We start from the raw sequence: 20539 nt of genomic DNA on the forward strand, positions 1-20539 counted from the left end.
CTACCAGCTGAAGCCGAGCGAGGCCTGGGCCGTCCGGCGTTCGCCGTACCAGCACCATTCGTCGTACGGGGCGTAGCCGTAGCAGCTTGCGACGTACCGCTTGTTGAAGAGGTTGCGGACGCTGGCCTGGACTTTCCAGCCGATGAAGGCATGCCCGAGATTGGCGAGGTCGTAGCTGGCGGATGCATCGAAGAGAGTATAGCTCGGCACCGTGATGTCGCCATAGGAGGCGGTGCCGCCGAAGGCGCTGTCCACGTGGCGCAGGCCGCCGCCGAACCCCAGGCCCTTCAGCCGGCCCGACGGCATGGTGTAGTAGCCGAACAGGGTCTCGCCGCCCTTGCCGACCTGGATCAGCGGCTTGCCGGTCGACAGGTCGCGGACCTTCTGGGTGTTGGCCGTGGCGACGACGGTCAGGCCCTTGTACACGTTCACGTGCGCCTCGAACTCGAACCCGTCGGAGCGGACCTTGCCGCTTTCGGTGCTGTAGTTGGAATTCGGGACCGCGACCAGCACGTTCGTCTGTTCGATATGGAAGCCGGCGGCCGTCAGCAGGATGGGCAGGCCGGGGATCTGGTATTTGAAGCCGCCTTCGAGCTGCTTGCCGACCGTCGGGTCCGCCTGGCGCGTCGACTGGCCGCCATTGCTGGAGACCACGCCGGATTGCGGCTGGAACGAGGTCGAATAGCTGATGTACGGGGCCAGGCCGAACTTGAAATGATACAGGCCGGCGGCGCGCCAGGTGATCATTTCCGGGTTCTGGCTGCTGTAGCTGCCGCCGATGGTATCCTGCTGGTGGCTGCGGTACCAGTCGTTGCGCAGGCTGCCGGTCAGGTGCAGGTTGCCGAGATCGACCTGGTCCTGCGCGTAGACGCCGATTTGGTGCTGGTCGGTCAGGTAGTTGTTGGAGATCGCGGGCGGCGTGATCTGCTGGCGATAGACCGGGTGCAGCACGTTGATGGACGGCGCGGAGCCGAATCCGTCCAGTTCCGTCGCCTCGCTTTCCTGGTAGTCGAAGCCCAGCATGATCGCGTGGCGCAGCGGCCCGGTGGAGAAATGGCCGGTCAGCTGGTTGTCGAAGGCCAGGTTCCGGAGATGTTCGCGGGCGTAGGCCGTGCCCCGGCTGAAATTGCCCAGCGCTTCCTGCGCGTAATCGCGCTCATAGTCGGGGTCGAGATACACGCCCTCGCTATAGACGCTTTCATAGACCGTCTTGACGTCGTCGTGCCGGCCGCGTGACGAGAACGCCCAGTCGGCGTTGAAGCGGTGGTTGAAGATATAGGTCGTCGCCCACTGCCGGCGGTTGAATTCCTCGAAATTCGGGTCGCCGTCGTAGAAATTCTGCCTGATGTACCCGAAGGCCGCGCGTTTGAGCGAGCCTTCCAGCGGCACCGATCCGTACGAGGCATTCTGCGGGTCGTCCTGGACATTGCCCAGCAGGGTCAGCGTCGTGTCGCCGTCGCCGCCGAAGGTCACGGCCGGGCTGATGCTGTAGCGGCGGCTCTGCGTCTGGCTGAGCTGGCTGTGCGAGCCGTTGGCGGTGCCGTACAGCCGGTAGCGCACGAACCCGTTGCCGGTCAGCGCGCCGCCGACGTCGCCATCCACGCGATAGAGGTCGAAGCTGCCGCCGGTCGCGACCAGGCTGCCGTAGGACGTGGCGCTGGTGGGCAGCTTGCTGGACATCGCGACCAGGCCGCCGGGACTGGACTGCCCGTACAGCGCCGATGCCGGGCCCTTGAGGATTTCGATCCGGTCCAGGCGCGAGGTGTCGATCTGGGCCGTGGCGTAGCCGGTGGGGCTGTCCTGCAGCTTGAGCCCGTCGAGGAAGTTCGGGATCGTGAAGCCGCGCAGCGCGAACAGGTCGTAGCGCGTGGCCGTGGACCCGCGCTGGTCCGGCGTGATGCCGGCCGTATAGCGCACCGCCTGGCTGAGGCTGAGGACGCCGCGTATGTCCATTTCATGGCGGTCGATGACCGTGACGGACTGGGGCGTGTCCACCAGGGGCGTGTCGGTCTTGGTGCCCGAGGACGCGACGGTTGGGGATTTCCGGCCCGTGACGAGGATGCGTTCCTCCTTCGCTTTCGCCGCGTCCTGCGCCGGACCCTTGCGGGGCGTCGCGGCGGCCCGCGTGCCAGCCTTCGGGGCGGTCTTCGGGGCGGTCCTGGTGCCGGCCTTCGTCTCGGTCTTCGTTCCGGCCTCGGTCTCGGCCTGGGGCCGGTCGGCGGCGGACGCGGCGCCCAGGCCGAACACCAACCCGGCGACCACCGGGCTGAGCGTCAGGGAGAGCGTGACGGTTCGCGCGCCCTGCCTGAAGGCGGGCTGTCCGGACGCAGGGGGCGGATACCGCCTCACGATCCTGTTGCGCGCGCTGGTCCACATGGTCTGCCGGTCCTTCATTGGGATGGGTCCTTTCGAGGGTGGGGCACCATCTTATGAATGAGACTGATTCGCAATATCATAATTTGCGGGATGAGCCGGGGGCGAATCGTGTGGCGGGCGTGTCACGTTGCATCGCGGCGCGGCATGCCGGGGGCACGCCGGGGCGCTGGCCCGTCCCGGATTGCCTGTTCCGGGCGGTCCGCCGGAACCGGGAGAATCGTTGCTTGGCGACAACAATATAATTGCGGCACGACGAAGGCGGACATCGATCGCCCGCGCGAGGCGGCCGGGTCCGGTGCCGGAAACGGCGGAATTGTGTGATTTTTGCTATTGTTGCGACGGCGGTGGATACGGAAAAATATTATGACACAATAAGGGGCACGGCCGTTTCGATGGGGATGATCGGTCCCGATGCGTCAGAGGCGCGGCAGCGGCTGTGATAAAAATGTCATATATTGTGGAATCGATACGAGTGATTCCAGTTTCGTATTGAAGCGCCGGTTGGATTCGGTTCCACTGGGAGTGTTAAATAATAACGTATGCAGGAGCGGTTGAGTCTATGACCCTGAGGCGAAGCCTTATCGCGGCCACGATTTTAGCAATGCAGTTTGACCTGTCGGCGGCCCTGGCCCAGACAGCGCCATCCCAGACGGCAACGCCCCAAAAACCCGCTACCTCCGGTCATCGCCATGTCGCGAAGGCCGGGAAGAAGGCCGGCGCCCCCAAGGCGCATGCCGCGACGGCTTCGGCCGCGACGCCGGGCGTGGTGCCGGCTGCCGCGGTATCGACCGCCGCCGTGGCGCCCGTGGTCCCGGTCGCGCCCGTCTATCATGCGCCGCCGCCGGATGCCGGCGAGGCGGTGATCGTCACCGGCACCCACGCCTATAACCGGCATGCCCGCGATTCCACGGCGCCGATCACGGTCATTTCCGCCGCCACCCTGCAACGGACCGGCGCGGTCAACCTCGCCGACGCGCTGACGCGCATGGACCCGTCGATCACCGAGCAGACGATGGGCGCCGACGCGGGCGCGCTGACCTCGTCCATCCGCATGCGCGGCCTGAACCCGAACGAAGTGCTGGTCCTGGTGGATGGCAAGCGCCGCCACACCACGGCCAACATCTATGCCGACCAGGGGCCGCAGCAGGGTTCGACGCCGGTCGACCTGAACATGCTGCCGGCGAATGCGATCGACCATATCGAAATCCTGCGTGACGGCGCGGCGGCCATGTACGGCTCGGACGCCATCGCGGGCGTGGTCAACATCATCACGAAGAAGACGGCGCACGGGCTGAACCTGACCGGGCAGACCGGGGCCAATGCCTATAACGGCGACGGCTGGCAGTACCAGACCGGTATCGATGGCGGCTTCAGCTTCCTGGGCGATGGCTATGTCCATATTTCCGGACAGGTCGAGCATGCCGACCACATGGTGCCGAAGGGCGCGTCCGACCTGCGTACGGACCCGAACAACGCGGATTACGGGGGGGTGAACTTCCCTAGCAATTCGAACATGATCATGAGCACGCCGGAGGAGACGCGCGAAAACCTGCTGATCAATTTCGGCAAGACGGTGACCGAGGGCATCGATTTCTACGGCCAGATCACCTACGCCCATCGCCACAGCGAGGCGTACGAGAACTACCGCACGCCGACGAAGGCGCCGCAGATCTATCCGGCCGGCTTCTCGCCGCTCGAGACGATCGACGAAAACGACTTCGCCGCGACGCTGGGCCTGAAGGGCGACAATTTCCTGGGCTTCGACTGGGATGTCAGCACGACCTACGGCCAGGATGACGATACGATCGGCAACAAGAACACCGCCAATCCGAACATGCTGAGCACCGACCCCACGGTGTGCGGCACGAACCCGGCGAACGCGGCCACCTATTCGACGGACGGCTGCGGCTGGTCGCCGACCACGGTGCTGGCCGAGCGGTATTCGCTGGCGCAATGGACGAACAACGCGGATTTCCGCCGTCGCCTGAAGATTGCCAACGTCGTGCCGGTGACGGTGGCCTTCGGCGCCGAGCATCGTCTGGAACAGTACCAGATCTGGCCGGGCAATCCGCCGTCCTACCAGATCGGCGGCACGCAGGGTTATGCCGGCCTGATGCCGGAAAACGCGGGCAAGTGGGGCCGTGACATCTGGGCCGGCTACCTGGACGGCGACTTCCACCTGCTGCCGCACTGGGACCTGGATTTCGCGGGCCGGTTCGAGCACTACACCGATTTCGGCAACACCGAGAACGGCAAGGTCTCGACGCGCTACGATTTCACCAAGCGCATCGCCATCCGTGGCACGGTCAGCAACGGCTTCCGCGCGCCGACCCTGCCGGAAGAACATTTCAGCGCCCTGAACGTGTCGCCCACCGGCGCCACGGGCCTGCTGTCGACCACCAGCGCCGCGGGCCAGTCGGTCGGCGCGCTGCCGCTGAAGCCGGAGCGCTCGTTCAGCGCCGAGGCCGGCCTGGTGCTGGAGCCGGTCGACGGCTGGCACGTGTCGGCCGACGTCTACCAGATCAACATCCGCGACCGCATTTTCGGCAGCTCGACCTTCAGTGACAGCGATGCGCTGAATGCGATCGCCATGACCGGTGCCTCGCTGCCGGCCGGCATCACCAATTCCGACGTGTTCGTGAACTACTTCGCCAATGTCGGCAGCACGAAGACGCAGGGCCTGGACATCATGTCCGACTACCTGCTGCGCCTGAACCAGTACGGCAACGTGGACCTGAGCCTGGGCGTCAACCTGAACCGCACGAAGGTGACCCGCACCAACACCCTGGCCAACGGCCTGCCGGCGCTGAACGCGCAGACCGCGTCCTACCTGACCAACGGCGCGCCGAAGAACAAGATCGTCCTGCAGGCGCACTGGACCATCGGCCAGTGGGACGTCAACGTCCGCCAGACCCGCTATGGCGCGACCACGATCCTGCAGACCTACGAGGACCAGGCCCCGGCGGCGCTGCAGTACTCGAACACCCAGTGGCTGTCGTTCAAGAACACCGCCGCGTGGATGACCGACCTGGAAGTGGGCTATCGCCTGAACCACATCTGGCACTTCGCCGTGGGTGCGAACAACATCTTCAACGTCCGCCCGCGCCGCCTGCCGCTGATCGCCAACTACCTGGGCGCCAACCAGTTCGACCAGAACTCGTCCGGCATCCCCTTCACCGGCGGCTACTACTACGGCCGGATCAACGCATCGTTTTGACCCGGTTTTTCCAGTCCGACGCTTCGGGGCCCGCGGTTGCATTGCAACCGCGGGTTTCGTCGTTCTGGGACGCATGACGCAACGGTATGACCGCATGCGGAAATAGAATTAGGGCGGGGGGGTATTCCGTCCTATTGTTTCGCAAGGGACGTGCTGCCCGGCATCGCGGGCGGCGCCCCGTATCGGAGAGATCGTCATGCTGGCCGACATCCTTCACGGTCCCGTGATCCCCGACCCTGCCGTCGCCACGCGCGAGGTCGCGCGCGCCGCATCCGCCTCTTTCGCCCAAGGGGCCGGGCCGGTCGTCTCGGCCAAGGGCCGCGACGCGGCGGCGCGGACGCCCGAGCAGATTCACGCCGCCCATCATGCGGGGCTTCGTCAGTCGCGCGGCCGGGTGAAGTCGGGCCGGGCGTAACCGGTTCAGAGTCCCGGCGTGCGGCAGATCGCCTCGATTTCATGCCGGTCCGGGTCCAGCACGCTGGCCGAGAAATAGGGACCGCCATGGTCGGTCTGCAGGCATGGCGTGGTGCGGCCGCGCCCGCCCGCCGCCAGGGCGGCCATGTGGAATTCCTCGACCGCCGTGCGGCTGTGCGCCGCGAAGGCGATCTGGACGTGCCCCGGTGGGGCGTCGTGCAGGGTCAGCCACAGGAACGGGTCCCGTCCCGTCAGGCCGTAGCCCGCATATTCCAGCCCGTCCCGCACCGTGCACACCAGACCCAGCGGGGTCAGGACCCGGTCGTAGAAGGCGCAGGCGCGCAGCAGGCTGGTGACCCGGATGGAGATATGATCGATCATCGCCTGTCCTCCCCCGGTGGCGGGCAGCGGATGCGCGCATCGCCGCGGCTCTGCGGCCGCTGATGTGGGGCGGGGGGATGGTGGCATGGTCGCCGGCCATCGCGCGATCACGCTTGTGCGACCGGACATGCGGGCTGGTGAGCGAGAGTGCCGCATAGCGGCACGGCCGTCGTGTGGTTCCGAGCATCGGAGCGGAGCGGCCTGGATGGCCGCCCGCCGCGAAGCACAGGAAACGCGCGCCGGATCGCCACCAGCGCGCATTTCCGGTCAGGCTTTACAGGTTGGCGGTGAAGGAGAACTTGAAGGTCCTGGGCAGGCCTTCCAGCAGGTAGCCGTTGAAGGCCGAGGCCCAGTAGCGGGTATTGGCCAGGTTATCGACGCCGAAGCGCAGCGTCAGCGGCTTGTGATCGACCGCGAAGGTGTAGCGCGCCGCCAGGTCGAAGCGCGTCCAGACCGGCAGGTGCAGCGTATTGGCGGTGTTGACCCACTGCTTGCCCGTATTGACCACGCGGCCGACGACCGTCGCCCCCTTCAGGAAGGGCAGGTCGTATTCCAGGTTGCCGTTGATCGTGTAGTTGGGCACGCCGATCGCGCTGTGGCCGTCCTGCAGGCCGCCGGCGGTGCGCCGCAGGTCGGCGTCGATGACCGTGCCGCCGCCGTTGAAGCGCAGGCCCGGCAGGATCTGGCCGTTGACGTTCAGTTCGACGCCGCGATTGCGTTGCAGCCCGTCCTCGGTGAAGCGGTAGGTGCCGGTGTTGCCGATCGCCTGGGTGTAGGCGTTGGGCTGCGAGATTTCGTAGACCGCGAGCGACGTGCTGAAGCGGCCGGTATCGTATTTGGCGCCGACTTCGTACTGCGTCGATTTGTAGGGCGCGAACACCTGCCCGACATTGACGACGTTGCCCGATGCCGTCTGGCCCGGCGACAGCCCTTCGATCCGGTTGAAATAGAGCGCGGTGCGGCGCGTCGGGTGCACGACCAGTCCCACGACCGGGGTGATGGCGTCCTGGTCGTAACGCGAATTGACCGGCCCCCGGCCGGAGGGCACGTAGTCGTAGCCGTCGATCAGCATGTTCTGGTAGCGGAACCCGGCCGTCAGCGCGACGCGGTCGCGGAAGAAGGACATGGTGTCCGAGAAGAACAGGCTGTACAGCCGCGTGTCGTTGATCGGCTGCGGGTTGCCGACATTGCCGCCGTTGAAGGTGTTGGCCAGCGGCGCCGTATAGGCCGTGCGGTAGATGTTGGTGGAAATCGAGGTCAGGGCCATCGAATAGGCCGTGTCCGTTTCCTCCCACAGGGCGGAGCCGCCGGCGTTGATCTCGTGCCGGACCGGGCCGGTGTCGAAATGGGCGCGCACGCCGGCGCGGGTGCTTTCGTTCGTCTGCACGTAGGGGACGTACATGCTGCCGGCGGTGCCGTCGCCCGTGGCGGTGTCGGTGACGGTGGGGTTGGAATAATTGCCCTGCTCGTTCCCGCCCATGCCGCCGAACGCGCCGTAGAGGGTGACGTGCTTGGACAGGTCGTGTTCGACGTTGAGCATGCCGAAGATGTAGTTCAACTGGTTATAGGCCCAGGGCTGGCCGAAATTGCCGGCGGGGGCTACCGGGCGCGGGACGGCGGTGACGCCGGTGCCCAGGAAGATGGCCGGCCGGCCCCAGTCCACGCCCTGGTTCTGGTAGTCCATGTCCAGCGAGATGCGGGTGCGGTCGTCGTGCCAGTCGAAATCCGCGCCCAGGGCGGCGGAATGGCGATGTTCGTGGTCGATGGAATCCTCGCCGGACTGGCCGGCGACGTTCAGCCGGAAGCCGAAGGCGTTGTCCCGGCCGAAGCGGCGGCCGAAATCGACGCTGCCGCCGCCCAGGGCGTTGCTGGTGTAGTCGCCGGTGACCTGGGTGATCGGCGTGTCGGTCGCGTGCTTGAACATCAGGTTGATGTTGCCGCCGATGGCCGAGCCGCCGGGCGCGGCCCCGTTGAGGAATGCGCTGGCGCCGTTCAGCACCTGCACCTGGTCGTAGAGCTGCGGCGAGACGAGCTGGCGGGGGGTGATGCCGTACAGGCCGTTGATCGACACGTCGTCGCCGTCGATCTGGAAGCCGCGGATCACGAACATCTCGGAGAAATTGCCGTATCCGTACGTGGTGCGGACGGACGGATCGTTCTCCAGCACCTGGCCCAGGGTCTGGGATTGCTGGTTCAGGATCAGGCTGGAGGTGTAGCTGCGGACGTTGAAGGGGACGTCCAGGCCCTTCTTGGTCCCCAGTACGCCCAGTTGGCCGCCGCTGATGACCTGCATCTGGTTCTGGCGCCTGGCCGTCACCACGATCTTTTCGTCCTTCGTGGCTTCGGACCGGGTCGGGGTGTCCTGCTTGCCGGCGTCGGGTGTTTTTTGGGGGTGCGTCTGGTTCTGGCTCTGGTTCTGGTTCTGGCTCTGGCTTGGGATCCGGGTCTGGTCCGCTGCCCGGGCGGGCGCCAGCGGCAGGATGCCGGTCGCGACGGTCAGGAGGACGAACCCGGCGGCGTGGGGCCGGTGATCGGGCGACGGGCGAAGGAACAGGGTCACGGGGGCCTCGGTGACAGCAATTTCGAGGCCACGTGATATTCGACACTGAGAATTATTCGCAACATGAATTTCGGTTCCGGACAATGTTTTACGGCCTTTCGCGGGATGTGTGGCGCGGCCGACACATGCGAGTGGCTCGCAATTGCAAATTGTGCGGGGCTGTCATTCCGGGTGGGCGGGACGCACTGGCTCCGGCGCGTCCCGCGGGGTTGTTACAGGCTGTTTCAAAAGCCCTGATGCTGAGCAAGAGCGGCCCGAAATGCGCGTCGGATCGCCGGCAGCAGGGCTTTTGAACAGCCCGTTACTGGCATGGTGCGGAGTCGGGGCACGCATCCTGCCAGCCGACGCGGTCCAGCGTCGCTACCGCGCCGGTCCAGGGGACCCAGCCGGGGGCGCGGGCGCGGCGCAGGGCGGTGTTCGGGTCGTAGGTCCGTTCGCCCGGCAGCAGGGTGGCGGCCGACAGGCGGCCGATGGTGGCCAGCAGGCTGGCCTCGGCCACGATCGTGTCGTGGCGGCTTTCGGCCAGCGAGACCTCGGCCGCGCGCAGGTTCTGGTCGGCGATCAGCACGTCGATGGTGCTGCGCATGCCGTAGCCGTATTCGGTCTGGTAGCCGCGCAGGGCCGTGGTGGCCGACGCCACCTGCGCGCGGCCGGCGCGGATGGCCACCATGCCGGACTGGACCTGCTGCCAGGCGGTGACCACGCCCTGGATCGCGGCGCGGCGCGAGGCCTCGACGGTCTGGCGCGCGGTTTCGAACCTGTCGCGCGCCTGGCGGATCTGCGCGCTGTACAGGCCGCCGCTTTCGATCGGCTGGCTGAAGGTGACCATGCCCGTGACCTCCTGGTCGTAGGACGATCCGTGGAAGGGCGAGGCCGCGCCGATCGACCCCAGGGTGGCCCGCACGCCGATCGTGGGGTTCCACGATGCGCGGGCGACGTCGATGTCGGCCGCGCTGGCGTCCTGGGCCGCGCGGTCGCGCGCCAGGGCGGGGTTGGATTGCTGGGCCAGCGCCACCGCCTGGGGCAGGGTGGCGGGCAGGGCGGGCAGGGCCTCGGGCTGGGTCAGCGGCCCCGGGTCCGCCCCGACGGCGGCGCGGAAGGTGGCGCTGCTGGCGGTCAGTTGCGCCTGGGCAGCCGCCAGCGCGGCTTCGGCGGCGTCACGCTGGGATTCTGCCTGTTCGACGTCGGTCCGCGTCACCTGCCGGGTGGCGTCGCCCCCCAGGTTGAAGCGGGTGGTGGTCAGCCGGGCCTGGCGGGTCAGGGTGCCCAGGTCGGCCTGGCGCACCGCCAGGATGTCGCGGTCGCGCAGCACGTCCATGTAGGCGGAGACGACGGTCTGGAAGGTCTGGGCCTCGGTCAGGCGCAGGGCGTGGCCGGCGGCGTAGGACCGGGCGTCGGCGGCGCGGACCTTGTTGGCGACCTGGCCGCCGGTATAGATCGGCTGGTTGACGGCCAGGTAGGTCTCGGCGTCGTTGGTCTGGAACGATCCCAGCGCGTATTCGCCGGTATAGGGTCCCTGCTGGTAGACGGCGTTGACGTTGGCGGTTACGGTCGGGCGCCAGCCGCTGCGGGCCTGGGCCGAATCCTCGGTCGCCGCGCGCTGCGCCGCCTGCTGGCCCAGCAGGCCGGGATTGCCCCGGTAGGCCAGCGCCAGGGCCTGCTGCAGGGTCATGGCCGTACCTTGGGCCGTACCTTGGGCTGTAGCCTGGGCCGTATTTTGGGCCGAAGCCGGGGCCGGTTCCTGGAGGGCCGCGGCCGCGACCAGTCCGGCGAGGATCATCTTATTCATGGCGGAGGGCTTTCGCGGGTTCGGCGCGGGCGACGCGGAGGGTCTGGCCGATGATGGTGAGCAGCGAGAGCGCGGTCGCGGCCAGGCTGACGACGACGAAATAGAGCGGCGAGAGGCCGACGCGCTGGTCGAAGCCGGCCAGCCAGCCGCGCATGGTCATCCAGGCGACGGGCCAGGCGATCAGGTTGGCCAGCAGCACGGGGCGCAGGAACTGCGTGGCCAGCAGGACCAGCACGTCACGCGTGCTGGCGCCCAGCGTCTTGCGGATGCCGATTTCATGCACCCGCCGCGCGGCGTTGAACGAGGACAGGCCGTAGAGGCCGAGGCAGGCGATGACGACCGCGACCCCGGCGCCCAGCGTGAACAGCCGCCCGCGCTGCTGGTCGGGCTGGTAATAGGGGGCCAGGCGGCTGCCGGCGGATTCGCCCGTGAAGGGAATTTCGGGGGCCAGGGTGCGCCATGTCGCCTGCAGGCGCTGCAGCATCACGTCCGGCGCGATGTCGGCCGTGCGCACGGCGACGACGGAATTTTCGATGACCGCGTCGGTGCGCATGTAGACCTGGGGTTCCACCGGGCTGCGCGGTGACATGAAGCGCACGTCGCGGACCACGCCGACGATGGTGAACCGCGCCGCGTCCTGCGTCACCACGTGGCCGATGGCCGCCGCCGCGCTGGAAAAGCCCAGCGGGCCCAGCGCGCGTTCGTTGATCACGACGTTGGCCGTGCCGGGGTGCCTGGCGTCGACCCTGGCGGTGGGGGAGATGTCCTGCCCGTGGGCGGCGTCGAACCAGCGGCCGGCCAGCAGGGTGATGCCGTAGGTCTGGCGGTAGTCGCGCGCCACCCATTCCATGGTCAGCAGCGCGTCGATCTGCGGGTTGTCGGCGCGCCGGAAGTCCTCGTTGCTCTGGTTGTTCGAGCGGGGCTGCCGGTCGGACAGGGTGACGGAGCGCACGCCGGGCAGGGCGCGCAGGGCCTCCATGACCGTCTGCTGCCGGGCCGCGACCTGCTGCGAGCGTTCCAGCGAGACCAGGAAGAGCTGGTCCTGGCGGAAGCCGCGATCGGCCTGGCGGATGAAGGCGGCCTGGGCGTTGACCACCAGCGTGCAGATGGCGAACGTGATGGCGAAGCCGAACTGCGCCACCACCAGGATCGTGCGCAGGTGCTGGCCCATCCGCCCGCCCGAGGGAATGCGCGAGGCCGCCAGCACCGCGGCGGGGCGATAGCCCGACAGCACCAGCGCCGGATACAGGCCGGCGGCGATGCCCACCACCAGCACGACCAGCGCCAGCCGGGGCAGCAGCCAGCCGTAATCGATCGCGACCGCCCATCCGCCCATGGTGTTGACGAAGGGCAGGGCGATTTCCGCCAGGGCGGTGCCCAGCAGCGCGCAGGGGATCAGCAGGATGACCGATTCCGCCAGGAACTGGACCAGCAATTGCGGGCGGGTGGCGCCCAGCACCTTGCGCAGCGCGACCTCACGCGCGCGCAGGCCGGCGCGGGCGGTGGCCAGGTTGACGTAATTGATCGCGGCGGCGGCCAGGGCCAGGATGCCGACGATGCCCAGCGCGTCGATGACCCGGCGGTCGCTGCCGTCCTCGCCGCCGAAAAGCTGCAGGTTGCCGAAATGCGTGGTCAGCAGCGGGGTCAGCGACAGTTGGAACCAGCCCGGCTTGATCTCGGGATCGGTCATGCGGCGGTGGACGAAATCCGGCAGGCCGGCGAGGACCGAGGCGGCGTCCGCCGCCGTGCGGAAGCGCAGCCAGGTCTGTCCCGAACTGGAGTCCCAGTTGTGGAAGGCCAGCATGCGGTCCTTCATGTCCTGCGGGAAGACCGCCAGGATGTCGGGGCGCATCGTCTGGTCGCGCGGTACGTCGCGGAACACGGCGGAGACGGTATAGAGCGTGCGCCGGTCGTTCTCGGTCATGCCCAGTTGCCGGCCGCGCGCGTCCACGGTGCCGAACAGGCGGCGGGCGGTGGATTCGCTGATCGCGACCCGGTCGGGGGCGGCCAGCGCGTCATGGGCGTCGCCGTCGCGCATGGGCAGGGCGAAGACGTCGAAGAAGGTGGGATCGACGTAATGGACCACCGTCATCGCCGGATGGCCGTGGCTGGTATCGACGGCCGTGTCGCGCTGCGCGTCGCGCGTGGCGGCGGCGATCTGCGGGAAATCGGCGCGCAGCGGGTCGTAGGCGGCGAAGGTGGTGAACATGCTGCGCATCGGCGCGCGGCTGGGCAGCGACCAGATTTCATCCATTCGCTGGATCAGGGCGGCGTGGGGAACCTGGCGGTCGAACCCGTATTCGAAGCGCACGACCAGCGACAGGACCAGGCACACCGCGATGCCCAGCCCCAGCCCCGCGACGTTGAGCGCGACATAGAGCCGGTGCCGCAGGGCGGACCGGTAGAAGGCGATCAGGGCATTCGCGATCAGCATGACGGTGGACCTCGATCGGAAGGGGGATGGGGGGCGTCAGTCATGGCGCAGGGCCTTCGCGGGTTCGGCGCGGGCGACGCGCAGGGTCTGGCCGATGATGGTGAGCAGCGAGAGCGCGGTCGCGGCCAGGCTGACGACGACGAAATAGAGCGGCGAGAGGCCGACACGCTGGTCGAAGCCGGCCAGCCAGCCGCGCATGGCCATCCAGGCGACGGGCCAGGCGATCAAATTGGCCAGCAGCACGGGGCGCAGGAACTGCGTGGCCAGCAGGACCAGCACGTCGCGCGTGTCGGCACCCAGCGTCTTGCGGATGCCGATTTCATGCACCCGCCGCGCGGCGTTGAACGAGGACAGGCCGTAGAGGCCGAGGCAGGCGATGACGACCGCGACCCCGGCGCCCAGCGTGAAGAGCTGCCCGCGCCGCTGGTCGGGCTGGTAATAATCCGCCAGGCGGCTGTCGGCGGATTCGCCTACGAAGGGCAGGTCGGGCGCGATGGTGCGCCAGGCGTCCTGCAGGCGGCGCAGCATCGCGTCCGGGGGCACGCCGTCGGCGCGCACGGCGATGACGGTGTCGGTGATGATGTCGTCGGTGCGCAGGTAGAGCAGTGGCTCGACGGGTTCGCGCGCCGACATGAAGCGCACGTCGCGGACCACGCCGATGATCACCAGGCGCGCCTGCCTTTCCGTCAGGACGTGGCCGATGGCCGCCGCCGCGTCGGGAAAGTCCAGCGCCCGCACGGCGCGTTCATTGATGACGACGCTGGCCGTCGCCGGCGCCGGGCCGGTGAACAGGGACCTGGTCGCCCTGTCCTGGCCATGCGCCGCGTCGAACCAGCGTCCGGCGAGCAGGGTGATGCCGTAGGTCTGGGGATAGTCGCGGCCGACCCGCTCCCTCGTCAGGCTGGGGTCGACCGAGGGGCGGTCCATCCGTTTGAAATCGCTGGTGTTGCGGCTGGTGGAACGCGGTTGGCGGTCCGACAGCGTGATCGCGTCCACCCCCGGCACGGCGCGCAGCGTGTCCAGGATCGCCTGCTGGCGGGCCTGCATCCGGTCCGAGGCCAGCAGCGAGACCAGGTACAGATGATGCTGGCGGAATCCGCGATCGGCGGTGCGGATGAAGGCGGCCTGCGCGTTGACCACCAGCGTGCAGATGGCGAAGGCGATGGCGAAGCTGAACTGCGCCAGCACCAGGATATTGCGCAGGCGCTGGCCCATCCGGCCGCCCGACGGCACGCGTGACGCCGCCAGCACGGCGGCGGGGCGGTAGCCGGACAGCACCAGCGCCGGATACAGGCCGGCGGCGATGCCCACCACGATGACGACCAGCGCCAGCCGGGGCAGCAGCCAGCCATAATCGATCGTGACCGCCCAGCCGCCCATGGTGTTGACGAAGGGCAGGACGAGTTCGGCCAGTGCCAGGCCCAGCACCGCGCACGGCAGCAGCAGCAGCACCGATTCCGTCAGGAACTGCACCAGCAATTGCAGGCGGGTGGCGCCCAGCACCTTGCGCAATGCGACCTCACGCGCGCGCAGGCCGGCGCGGGCGGTGGCCAGGTTGACGTAATTGATCACGGCCGCGACCAGGGCCAGCAGGCCCACCAGGCCCAGCGCGTCGATGACGCGGCGGTCGCTGCCGCTCTGCCCGCCATAGACGTCCACATCGCCGAAATGGGCGTTCAGCAGCGGCATCAGGGTCATCCTGAACGAGGCGTGCGAAACGTCCGGGTCGGTCATGCGGCGATGGAGGAAATCGGGCAGGCCGGCGGCCACCGGCCGGATGTCCGCCGGGGTGCGGACGCGCAGCCAGACCATGCCGGAATCCGACCCCCAGTGACGGAACGAGGCCTCGCGGTCCTTCATGTCCTGCGGGATGACGGTCAGGATGTCGGGGCGCACCGTCCAGTCGCGCGGCACGTCGCGGAACACGGCGGACACGGTATGGAGCGTGCGCCGGTCGTCCTCGGTGATGCCGACCTGGCGGCCGCGCGCGTCCGCCGTGCCGAACAGGCGGCGGGCGGTGGATTCGCTGATCGCGACGCGGTCGGGGGCGGCCAGCGCATCGCGCGCGCTGCCCTCGCGCATGGGCAGGGCGAACACGTCGAAGAAGGTGGGGTCGACGTAATCGACCGTCATCATCGCCGGATGGCCACGGCCGTCATCGACCGCGCACGGATTGTCGTCGATGCGGGTGGCGGCGGCGATCTGCGGGAAGTCGGCCAGCAGCGGGTCGTAGGCCGCGAAGGTGGTGTCCAGGCTGTGGATGGGGGGCTGGCCGGGCAGGGTCCAGATCTCGTCCACCCGGGCGATCGTCGCGGCGCCGGGCACCTGCCGGTCGAAGCCGTATTCGAAGCGCACGACCAGCGACAGGACCACGAACACCGCGATGCCCAGCCCCAGGCCCGCGATGTTGAGGATGGCATACAGCCGGTGGCGCGACAGCATACGGCAGAAGGTCAGCAGGCCGTGGGTCAGCACTGGATGCGTCCCTTTCAGAATGGCGTTGCGGACGGATAATACACGATCTGCCCGTCCAGCATGTCGACGCGGCGCTGCGCCATGTCGGCGTGGCTGGGCGAATGGGTGACCATGACGATCGTGGCGCCCTCGGCGTTCAGGGTTTGCAGAATATCCATGACCTGGGCGCCGTTTTCGGTATCCAGGTTTCCCGTCGGCTCGTCGGCCAGGATCAGGTCGGGTTCGCCCACGATGGCGCGGGCGATGGCCGCGCGCTGCTGCTGGCCGCCCGAAAGCTGGCTGGGGTAATGGCGCGCGCGGTGGCCGATGCTGACGCGGTCCATGGCGGCGGCGACGCGCGCCCGGCGTTCGGCGCGCGGCATCTTGCGATAGACCAGCGCCAGCTCGACATTTTCCTCGATCGTCAGTTCGTCGATCAGGTTGAAGCTCTGGAACACGTAGCCCAGGTGGGTGCGGCGGAAGAGCGCCAGTTCGGATTCCGCCATGTGGCTCAGATCGTGCTCGGCGAAGCGGTAGCTGCCGCTGGTGGGGCGGTCGATGGTGCCCAGGATGTTCAGCAGGGTCGATTTGCCGCAGCCGCTGGGCCCCATGATGGCGACGAATTCGCCGCGCGCGATGCCCAGGTGGATGTCGTGCAGCGCCGTGGTCTCGACCTCGTCCGATCGGTACAGGCGGTTGATGTCGGAAAGCTGGATCAGCATGGCGGGTCCTACGGATCAGAAGCTGGGTGAAATCGTGAAAGCGCGTGGTGGCGGATGTGACGATGCGATCGCCGTCCTGCAGGCCGGAGGTGATTTCGACCTGTTCGGGGTTGCGGCCGCCCACGGTGATGGGGCGGCGCGTCGCGTGGTGGCCGTCGGCCGAGACGACGAAGGCCGAGTTGCCGCCGCTGCCGTCCATCCACGCGCCGTTGGGGGCGATCAGCGCCTGGTGGGTCTGGCCCAGCGTCAGGCGGCATTCCACGCTTTCCCCCCGGCGCAGGGCGCTGGTGGTCCCCGCCTTCGAGGGGGGCGTGTCGAACGTCAGTTCGGCGCGGAACTGGCCGCTGGTGATCTGCGGATGGACGCGGGCGACGGTGAAGGGCACGTCGTGGTCGTCGATATGGGCGATGCCGTGTTCGCCCACCGCGACGCGGGCCAGGTAGAATTCGTCGATGTCGGCGTCCAGGCGCCATGCGCCCTGGCTGTCGATCTGGCCGATCGGGTCGCCGGCCTTCAGCGTCTGGCCGGGTTGCAGGGTGAAATTGGTCAGCCGTCCTTCCACGGGCGCGCGCAGGATCAGCGATGTCAGGCTGTCCTCGACCGCCGCCAGGGTGTGGCGCAGGCGCTCGGCCGTGCGGTCGATGTCGCGGGCCTGGGCCTGGGCGACGGCGCGGTCCTTGTCCCGGGCGGCGCGCAGCAGGGCCAGGCGGCGGGTGTAATAGGCGTCCTCGTCCGCGAAGCTCTTGACGTTGGCGTCGGATTCGAAGCCCTGGGCCAGGAGCTGGCGGCGGATGTCCAGTTCGTGGGCGGCCTTCAGAAGATTGTAGCTGGCCTCGGCAATCTGTCCGTCCTCGGTCGTCTGGGACTGCTGCAGGGTCAGGCGCTGGGCGCTGATGCCGCCCAGCTGGCCGGCGATATCGGCCTCGCGCGACGTCACGTCCAGTTCGAGCTGCGGGTTGGTCAGGCGCGCCAGCACGTCGCCGGGATGGACCAGCGCGCCGTCCTGCACCGCGACCGAGGCCACCTGCCCGCCCTGCACCGCGCCCAGCAGCACCACGTGCAGCGGCGCCACCGTCGCGCGCACCGGCAGGTAGTCCAGGAAGGCGGCGGTGCGCACGGGCTCGATCGTCACGCCGTCCGCGCCGACCGCCAGCGTGCCTGACGCCGGGACCATGCGCCACGCGGCCGTGGCCGCCACCAGCGCCAGCGCGGCGGCGCCGTATTTCAGCCAGGGCTTCAGCCGCCGCGCGCGTGACGGCGCGACACGGCGGTCCATGCCCGCGCCCGGGGCGGTTCCTGCTTTCGATGCCTGTTCGATACCGTGCGACATAATCGACTTCCCTTGCCTGGCGAACAGTGTAAGGCTTGCGGAAGCGTTTTTTATCTATTTGAATAATAACGATTTTATCGAGTGTGTCCGAGGCTGGTGTCCGCCAGCGAACAGACTGTCCGGATCCGAACATGTCCCAAGCGCCGTCAAGCCCCATGGAGCCCGCAGTCGATTCGACCGCCGGTCAGGACCCCGAGGGCGCCTGCATCCTGTTCGTCGACGACGATGCCGATATCCGCCAGGCGACGGCGCTGCTGCTGCGCCGCCGGGGGTTCGCGGTGGTCGGCGCGGCGGACCCCGGCGAGGCGCTGAGCGTGCTGGCGGCGACGGCGGTGTCGGTGGTGCTGCTGGACCTGAACTATACGCGCGGCGCCACCACCGGGGCCGAGGGGCTGGAGTGCCTGCGGGCGCTGCTGGCGCATGATCCGGGCCTGCCGGTGGTGGTGGTGACGGGCCATAGCGGGGTGGCGATCGCGGTGGCGGCGATGCGCGCGGGGGCGGCGGATTTCGTCATGAAGCCGTGGAAGAACGACCGGCTGGTGGCGACGATCGAGGATGCGCTGGCCACGCATCGCCGCCGCCTGGCCGCGCGCCAGCCCGTGGGGGCCGGGGGACCGGCGGACGGGGCGGCCGCCCCGGCCGATGACGGGATGATGATCGCCGGCTGCGCGCAGACGCGCGACGTGCTGGAGCGTGCCGACCGGGTGGCGCCGACCCAGGCCGGCGTGCTGCTGACCGGCCCGGCGGGGGTGGGCAAGACCGCGCTGGCGCGGCGTATCCATCGCCTGTCGGCGCAGCGGGCCGGGCGGCTGCTGGTGCTGGACCCCCGGCTGGGCGAGGACACGGTGGCGGTGCGGCTGGCGGGCGCGGACGCGCGCGACACGCTGCTGGTCGAGGAGATCGGCGACTGGTCGCCCGCCCTGCAGGACCGGCTGCTGGCGCGGGTGCAGGCGGGCGGCGGGGCGCGCCTGCTGGCCACGGCGCGCGAGGGCGGGGCGGCGCTGCGCGCGTCGGTGATGCCGGACCTGCTCTGCCGCCTGGATGTCGTGACCATCGCGCTGCCGCCGCTGGCGGCCCGGGGCGAGGAGATCGCGGTGCTGGCCCGGCATTTCCTGCGTCTGTTCGCCCTGCGCCACGGAGTGGCGGACCGTACCCTGTCGCCCGAGGCCGAGGAGGCGCTGGCGGCGCGGCCCTGGCCGGACAATGTCCGCGCGCTGCGCCAGGCGATGGAGCGCGCGACGGTCATGGCGCGGGACGCGGTGCTGGGCGTGGCCGATGTCGCGGGGCCCGGGCCGGACGCGGAGGGGACGGAGGCCGGGACGCCGGATGCCGCGCCGACGCTGGCGCGTTCCGAAAAGGCGATGATCGAGGCGGCGCTGCGCCGCCATGGCTTCAATGTCAGCCACGCGGCGCGCGAACTGGGCCTGACGCGCCCGGCCCTGTACCGGCGCATGGCCCGCCACGGGCTGTGACGCGGCGATGACGGGTGCGGCGCGCGGGCGCGCGGGCAGGCGGATTCCGGGGATCGGCCCAGCGGCGCTGGGGCTGGTGGGCATCGCGGCGGGCGGGGCGCTGGCGGTGGTGTGCCTGCATCACCGGTTCTATGCCGCGTCGATGGTCGCCCTGGCGGGCGCGCTGGTGCAGGGCGCGTTCGTGCTGGGGCGGATGGCGCGGCTGGAACAGCGCCTGGCCGAGCGCGCGGTGCCGGTGCGCGTGGCCCCGCCGCGCGTGGACCAGGCGGTGGTGCTACGCGCCATGCTGGACCATGCCCCGGTGCCCCTGCTGGGCGTGACGCATGACGGGGTGCTGGTGGCGTCGAACCGCGCGGCGCGGCGGCTGTTCGGGACCGACGACCGGGTGCTGGACCCGCCGGCCGCCCTGATGGCGGGGCTGGCGCGGCTGAAGGATGGCGGGCGGCTGGTGGTGCGGCTGGACCGGCCCGGCGGGGGCGATGCCGGCGGGGCGGGGAACGGGCGGCACTACGCGCTGTCGGTGGCGCTGGGCAGCCTGCACGGCAGGTACGCCCGGCTGGTGGCGCTGACGGATATCGAGGCCGAGCTGAATGCCGGCGAGGCGACGGCCCTGCGCGAGATCCTGCAGGTGCTGAGCCACGAAATCATGAATTCGCTGACGCCCGTGTCCTCTCTGGCGGAAAGCGCGCAGGAGATGCTGGCGGCGGGCGACGCGGCGGCGATGCCCGAGGCCGCGCAGGCGCTGGCCACCATCCTGCGCCGGGTCCAGGGGCTGGACCGCTTCGTGCAGGGGTACCGCCACCTGGCCCGCCTGCCGGCGGTGGCGCCGCGCCAGATGTCGGTGGCGGCGATGCTGCGCGATGCCGGGCGGCTGTTCGCCAGCCGGTGGGACGGGCAGGGCGTGGCCTTGCGGCTGGACGTGCCGGTGCCCGACATCGTGGCGTGGCTGGACGGCGACCTGCTGGTGCAGGCGCTGATCGCGCTGATGACCAACGGCGCGCAGGCGGCCCTGGCGGGTCCGCGCCGCCCGGCCTGGGTGGCGCTGTGGGCCCGCGCGGACGCCGATCACGTGACGATCGGCGTCGGCGACAGCGGCGCGGGCGTGGCGCCGGACCAGGCGGCGCTGATCTTCCGGCCGTTCTTTTCATTGCGCGAGGGGGGGACCGGCATCGGCCTCAGCGTCGCGCGGCAGATCGTGCAGGACCATGGCGGCAGCCTGGTGCTGGCGCCGCCCGCCGAGGATGCGGGGGCCACTTTCCTGATCCGGATCTGAGGGTTGGAAAGTTCTACCGCGATAGCTTCACTTTTTCCGGATCGGCTTTCCGCGTCCCTGTCCGTGCCGTCCGGGTTTCTTCTTGACTCGGGATTAAAAATATGAGTTCCTGCCTGC

Annotated in this window: 11 protein-coding genes and 1 pseudogene; 4 read left to right on the plus strand and 8 right to left on the minus strand. The window is 69.1% G+C overall.

What is annotated here, in order from left to right; all coding sequences use genetic code 11:
- Positions 1-2394, minus strand: coding sequence for a TonB-dependent siderophore receptor (locus GDI_RS17570; RefSeq protein ID WP_012228421.1), 2394 nt, complete (start codon positions 2392-2394; stop codon positions 1-3).
- Positions 2395-2935: 541 nt separating this feature from the next.
- On the opposite strand from GDI_RS17570, the gene GDI_RS17575 reads away from it, so the two are divergent.
- Complete coding sequence (locus tag GDI_RS17575) at positions 2936-5593, plus strand: TonB-dependent receptor plug domain-containing protein (RefSeq protein WP_012228424.1); 2658 nt, start codon at positions 2936-2938, stop codon at positions 5591-5593.
- 196 nt (positions 5594-5789) lie between these two features.
- The gene (locus GDI_RS17580) at positions 5790-6008 is read left to right on the plus strand and encodes a hypothetical protein (RefSeq protein WP_012228429.1); all 219 of its coding nucleotides are present in this window, start codon (positions 5790-5792) and stop codon (positions 6006-6008) included.
- 5 nt (positions 6009-6013) lie between these two features.
- On the opposite strand, the gene GDI_RS17585 is transcribed toward GDI_RS17580, so the two are convergent.
- The 7 genes and pseudogenes from GDI_RS17585 to GDI_RS19385 form a co-directional block, all read right to left on the minus strand.
- Positions 6014-6388 carry a VOC family protein gene (locus tag GDI_RS17585; protein WP_012228430.1) on the minus strand — a complete coding sequence of 125 codons (375 nt, stop codon included), beginning with the start codon at positions 6386-6388 and terminating at the stop codon, positions 6014-6016.
- Positions 6389-6662: 274 nt separating this feature from the next.
- Positions 6663-8948: a TonB-dependent receptor gene (locus GDI_RS17590; RefSeq protein ID WP_012228431.1), complete on the minus strand. Its 2286-nt coding sequence runs from the start codon at positions 8946-8948 to the stop codon at positions 6663-6665.
- A 301-nt stretch (positions 8949-9249) separates the two neighbouring features.
- Positions 9250-10620 (minus strand): TolC family outer membrane protein, encoded by a 1371-nt coding sequence (locus GDI_RS17595; RefSeq protein ID WP_231854163.1) that lies wholly within the window; start codon positions 10618-10620, stop codon positions 9250-9252.
- 109 nt (positions 10621-10729) lie between these two features.
- Positions 10730-13171, minus strand: coding sequence for an ABC transporter permease (locus GDI_RS17600; RefSeq protein ID WP_012228433.1), 2442 nt, complete (start codon positions 13169-13171; stop codon positions 10730-10732).
- A gap of 36 nt (positions 13172-13207) precedes the next feature.
- A complete protein-coding gene (locus tag GDI_RS17605) occupies positions 13208-15646 on the minus strand; it encodes an ABC transporter permease (RefSeq protein WP_231854367.1) in 2439 nt (812 codons plus the stop codon).
- Positions 15647-15660: 14 nt separating this feature from the next.
- Positions 15661-16347 (minus strand): ABC transporter ATP-binding protein, encoded by a 687-nt coding sequence (locus GDI_RS17610; RefSeq protein ID WP_012228435.1) that lies wholly within the window; start codon positions 16345-16347, stop codon positions 15661-15663.
- 100 nt (positions 16348-16447) lie between these two features.
- A pseudogene (locus tag GDI_RS19385) lies at positions 16448-17677 on the minus strand (efflux RND transporter periplasmic adaptor subunit); the annotation flags it as partial.
- A gap of 131 nt (positions 17678-17808) precedes the next feature.
- Here GDI_RS19385 and GDI_RS17620 point away from each other — a divergent pair.
- Both GDI_RS17620 and GDI_RS17625 read left to right on the plus strand, forming a co-directional pair.
- Complete coding sequence (locus GDI_RS17620) at positions 17809-19149, plus strand: sigma-54-dependent transcriptional regulator (protein ID WP_012228437.1); 1341 nt, start codon at positions 17809-17811, stop codon at positions 19147-19149.
- A gap of 7 nt (positions 19150-19156) precedes the next feature.
- The gene (locus tag GDI_RS17625; protein WP_012228438.1) at positions 19157-20422 is read left to right on the plus strand and encodes a sensor histidine kinase; all 1266 of its coding nucleotides are present in this window, start codon (positions 19157-19159) and stop codon (positions 20420-20422) included.
- Positions 20423-20539: the final 117 nt, after the last annotated feature.

Origin of the sequence: Gluconacetobacter diazotrophicus PA1 5 (genome assembly GCF_000067045.1) — a bacterium.
In the GTDB taxonomy this organism is placed as follows: Bacteria; Pseudomonadota; Alphaproteobacteria; order Acetobacterales; family Acetobacteraceae; genus Gluconacetobacter; species Gluconacetobacter diazotrophicus.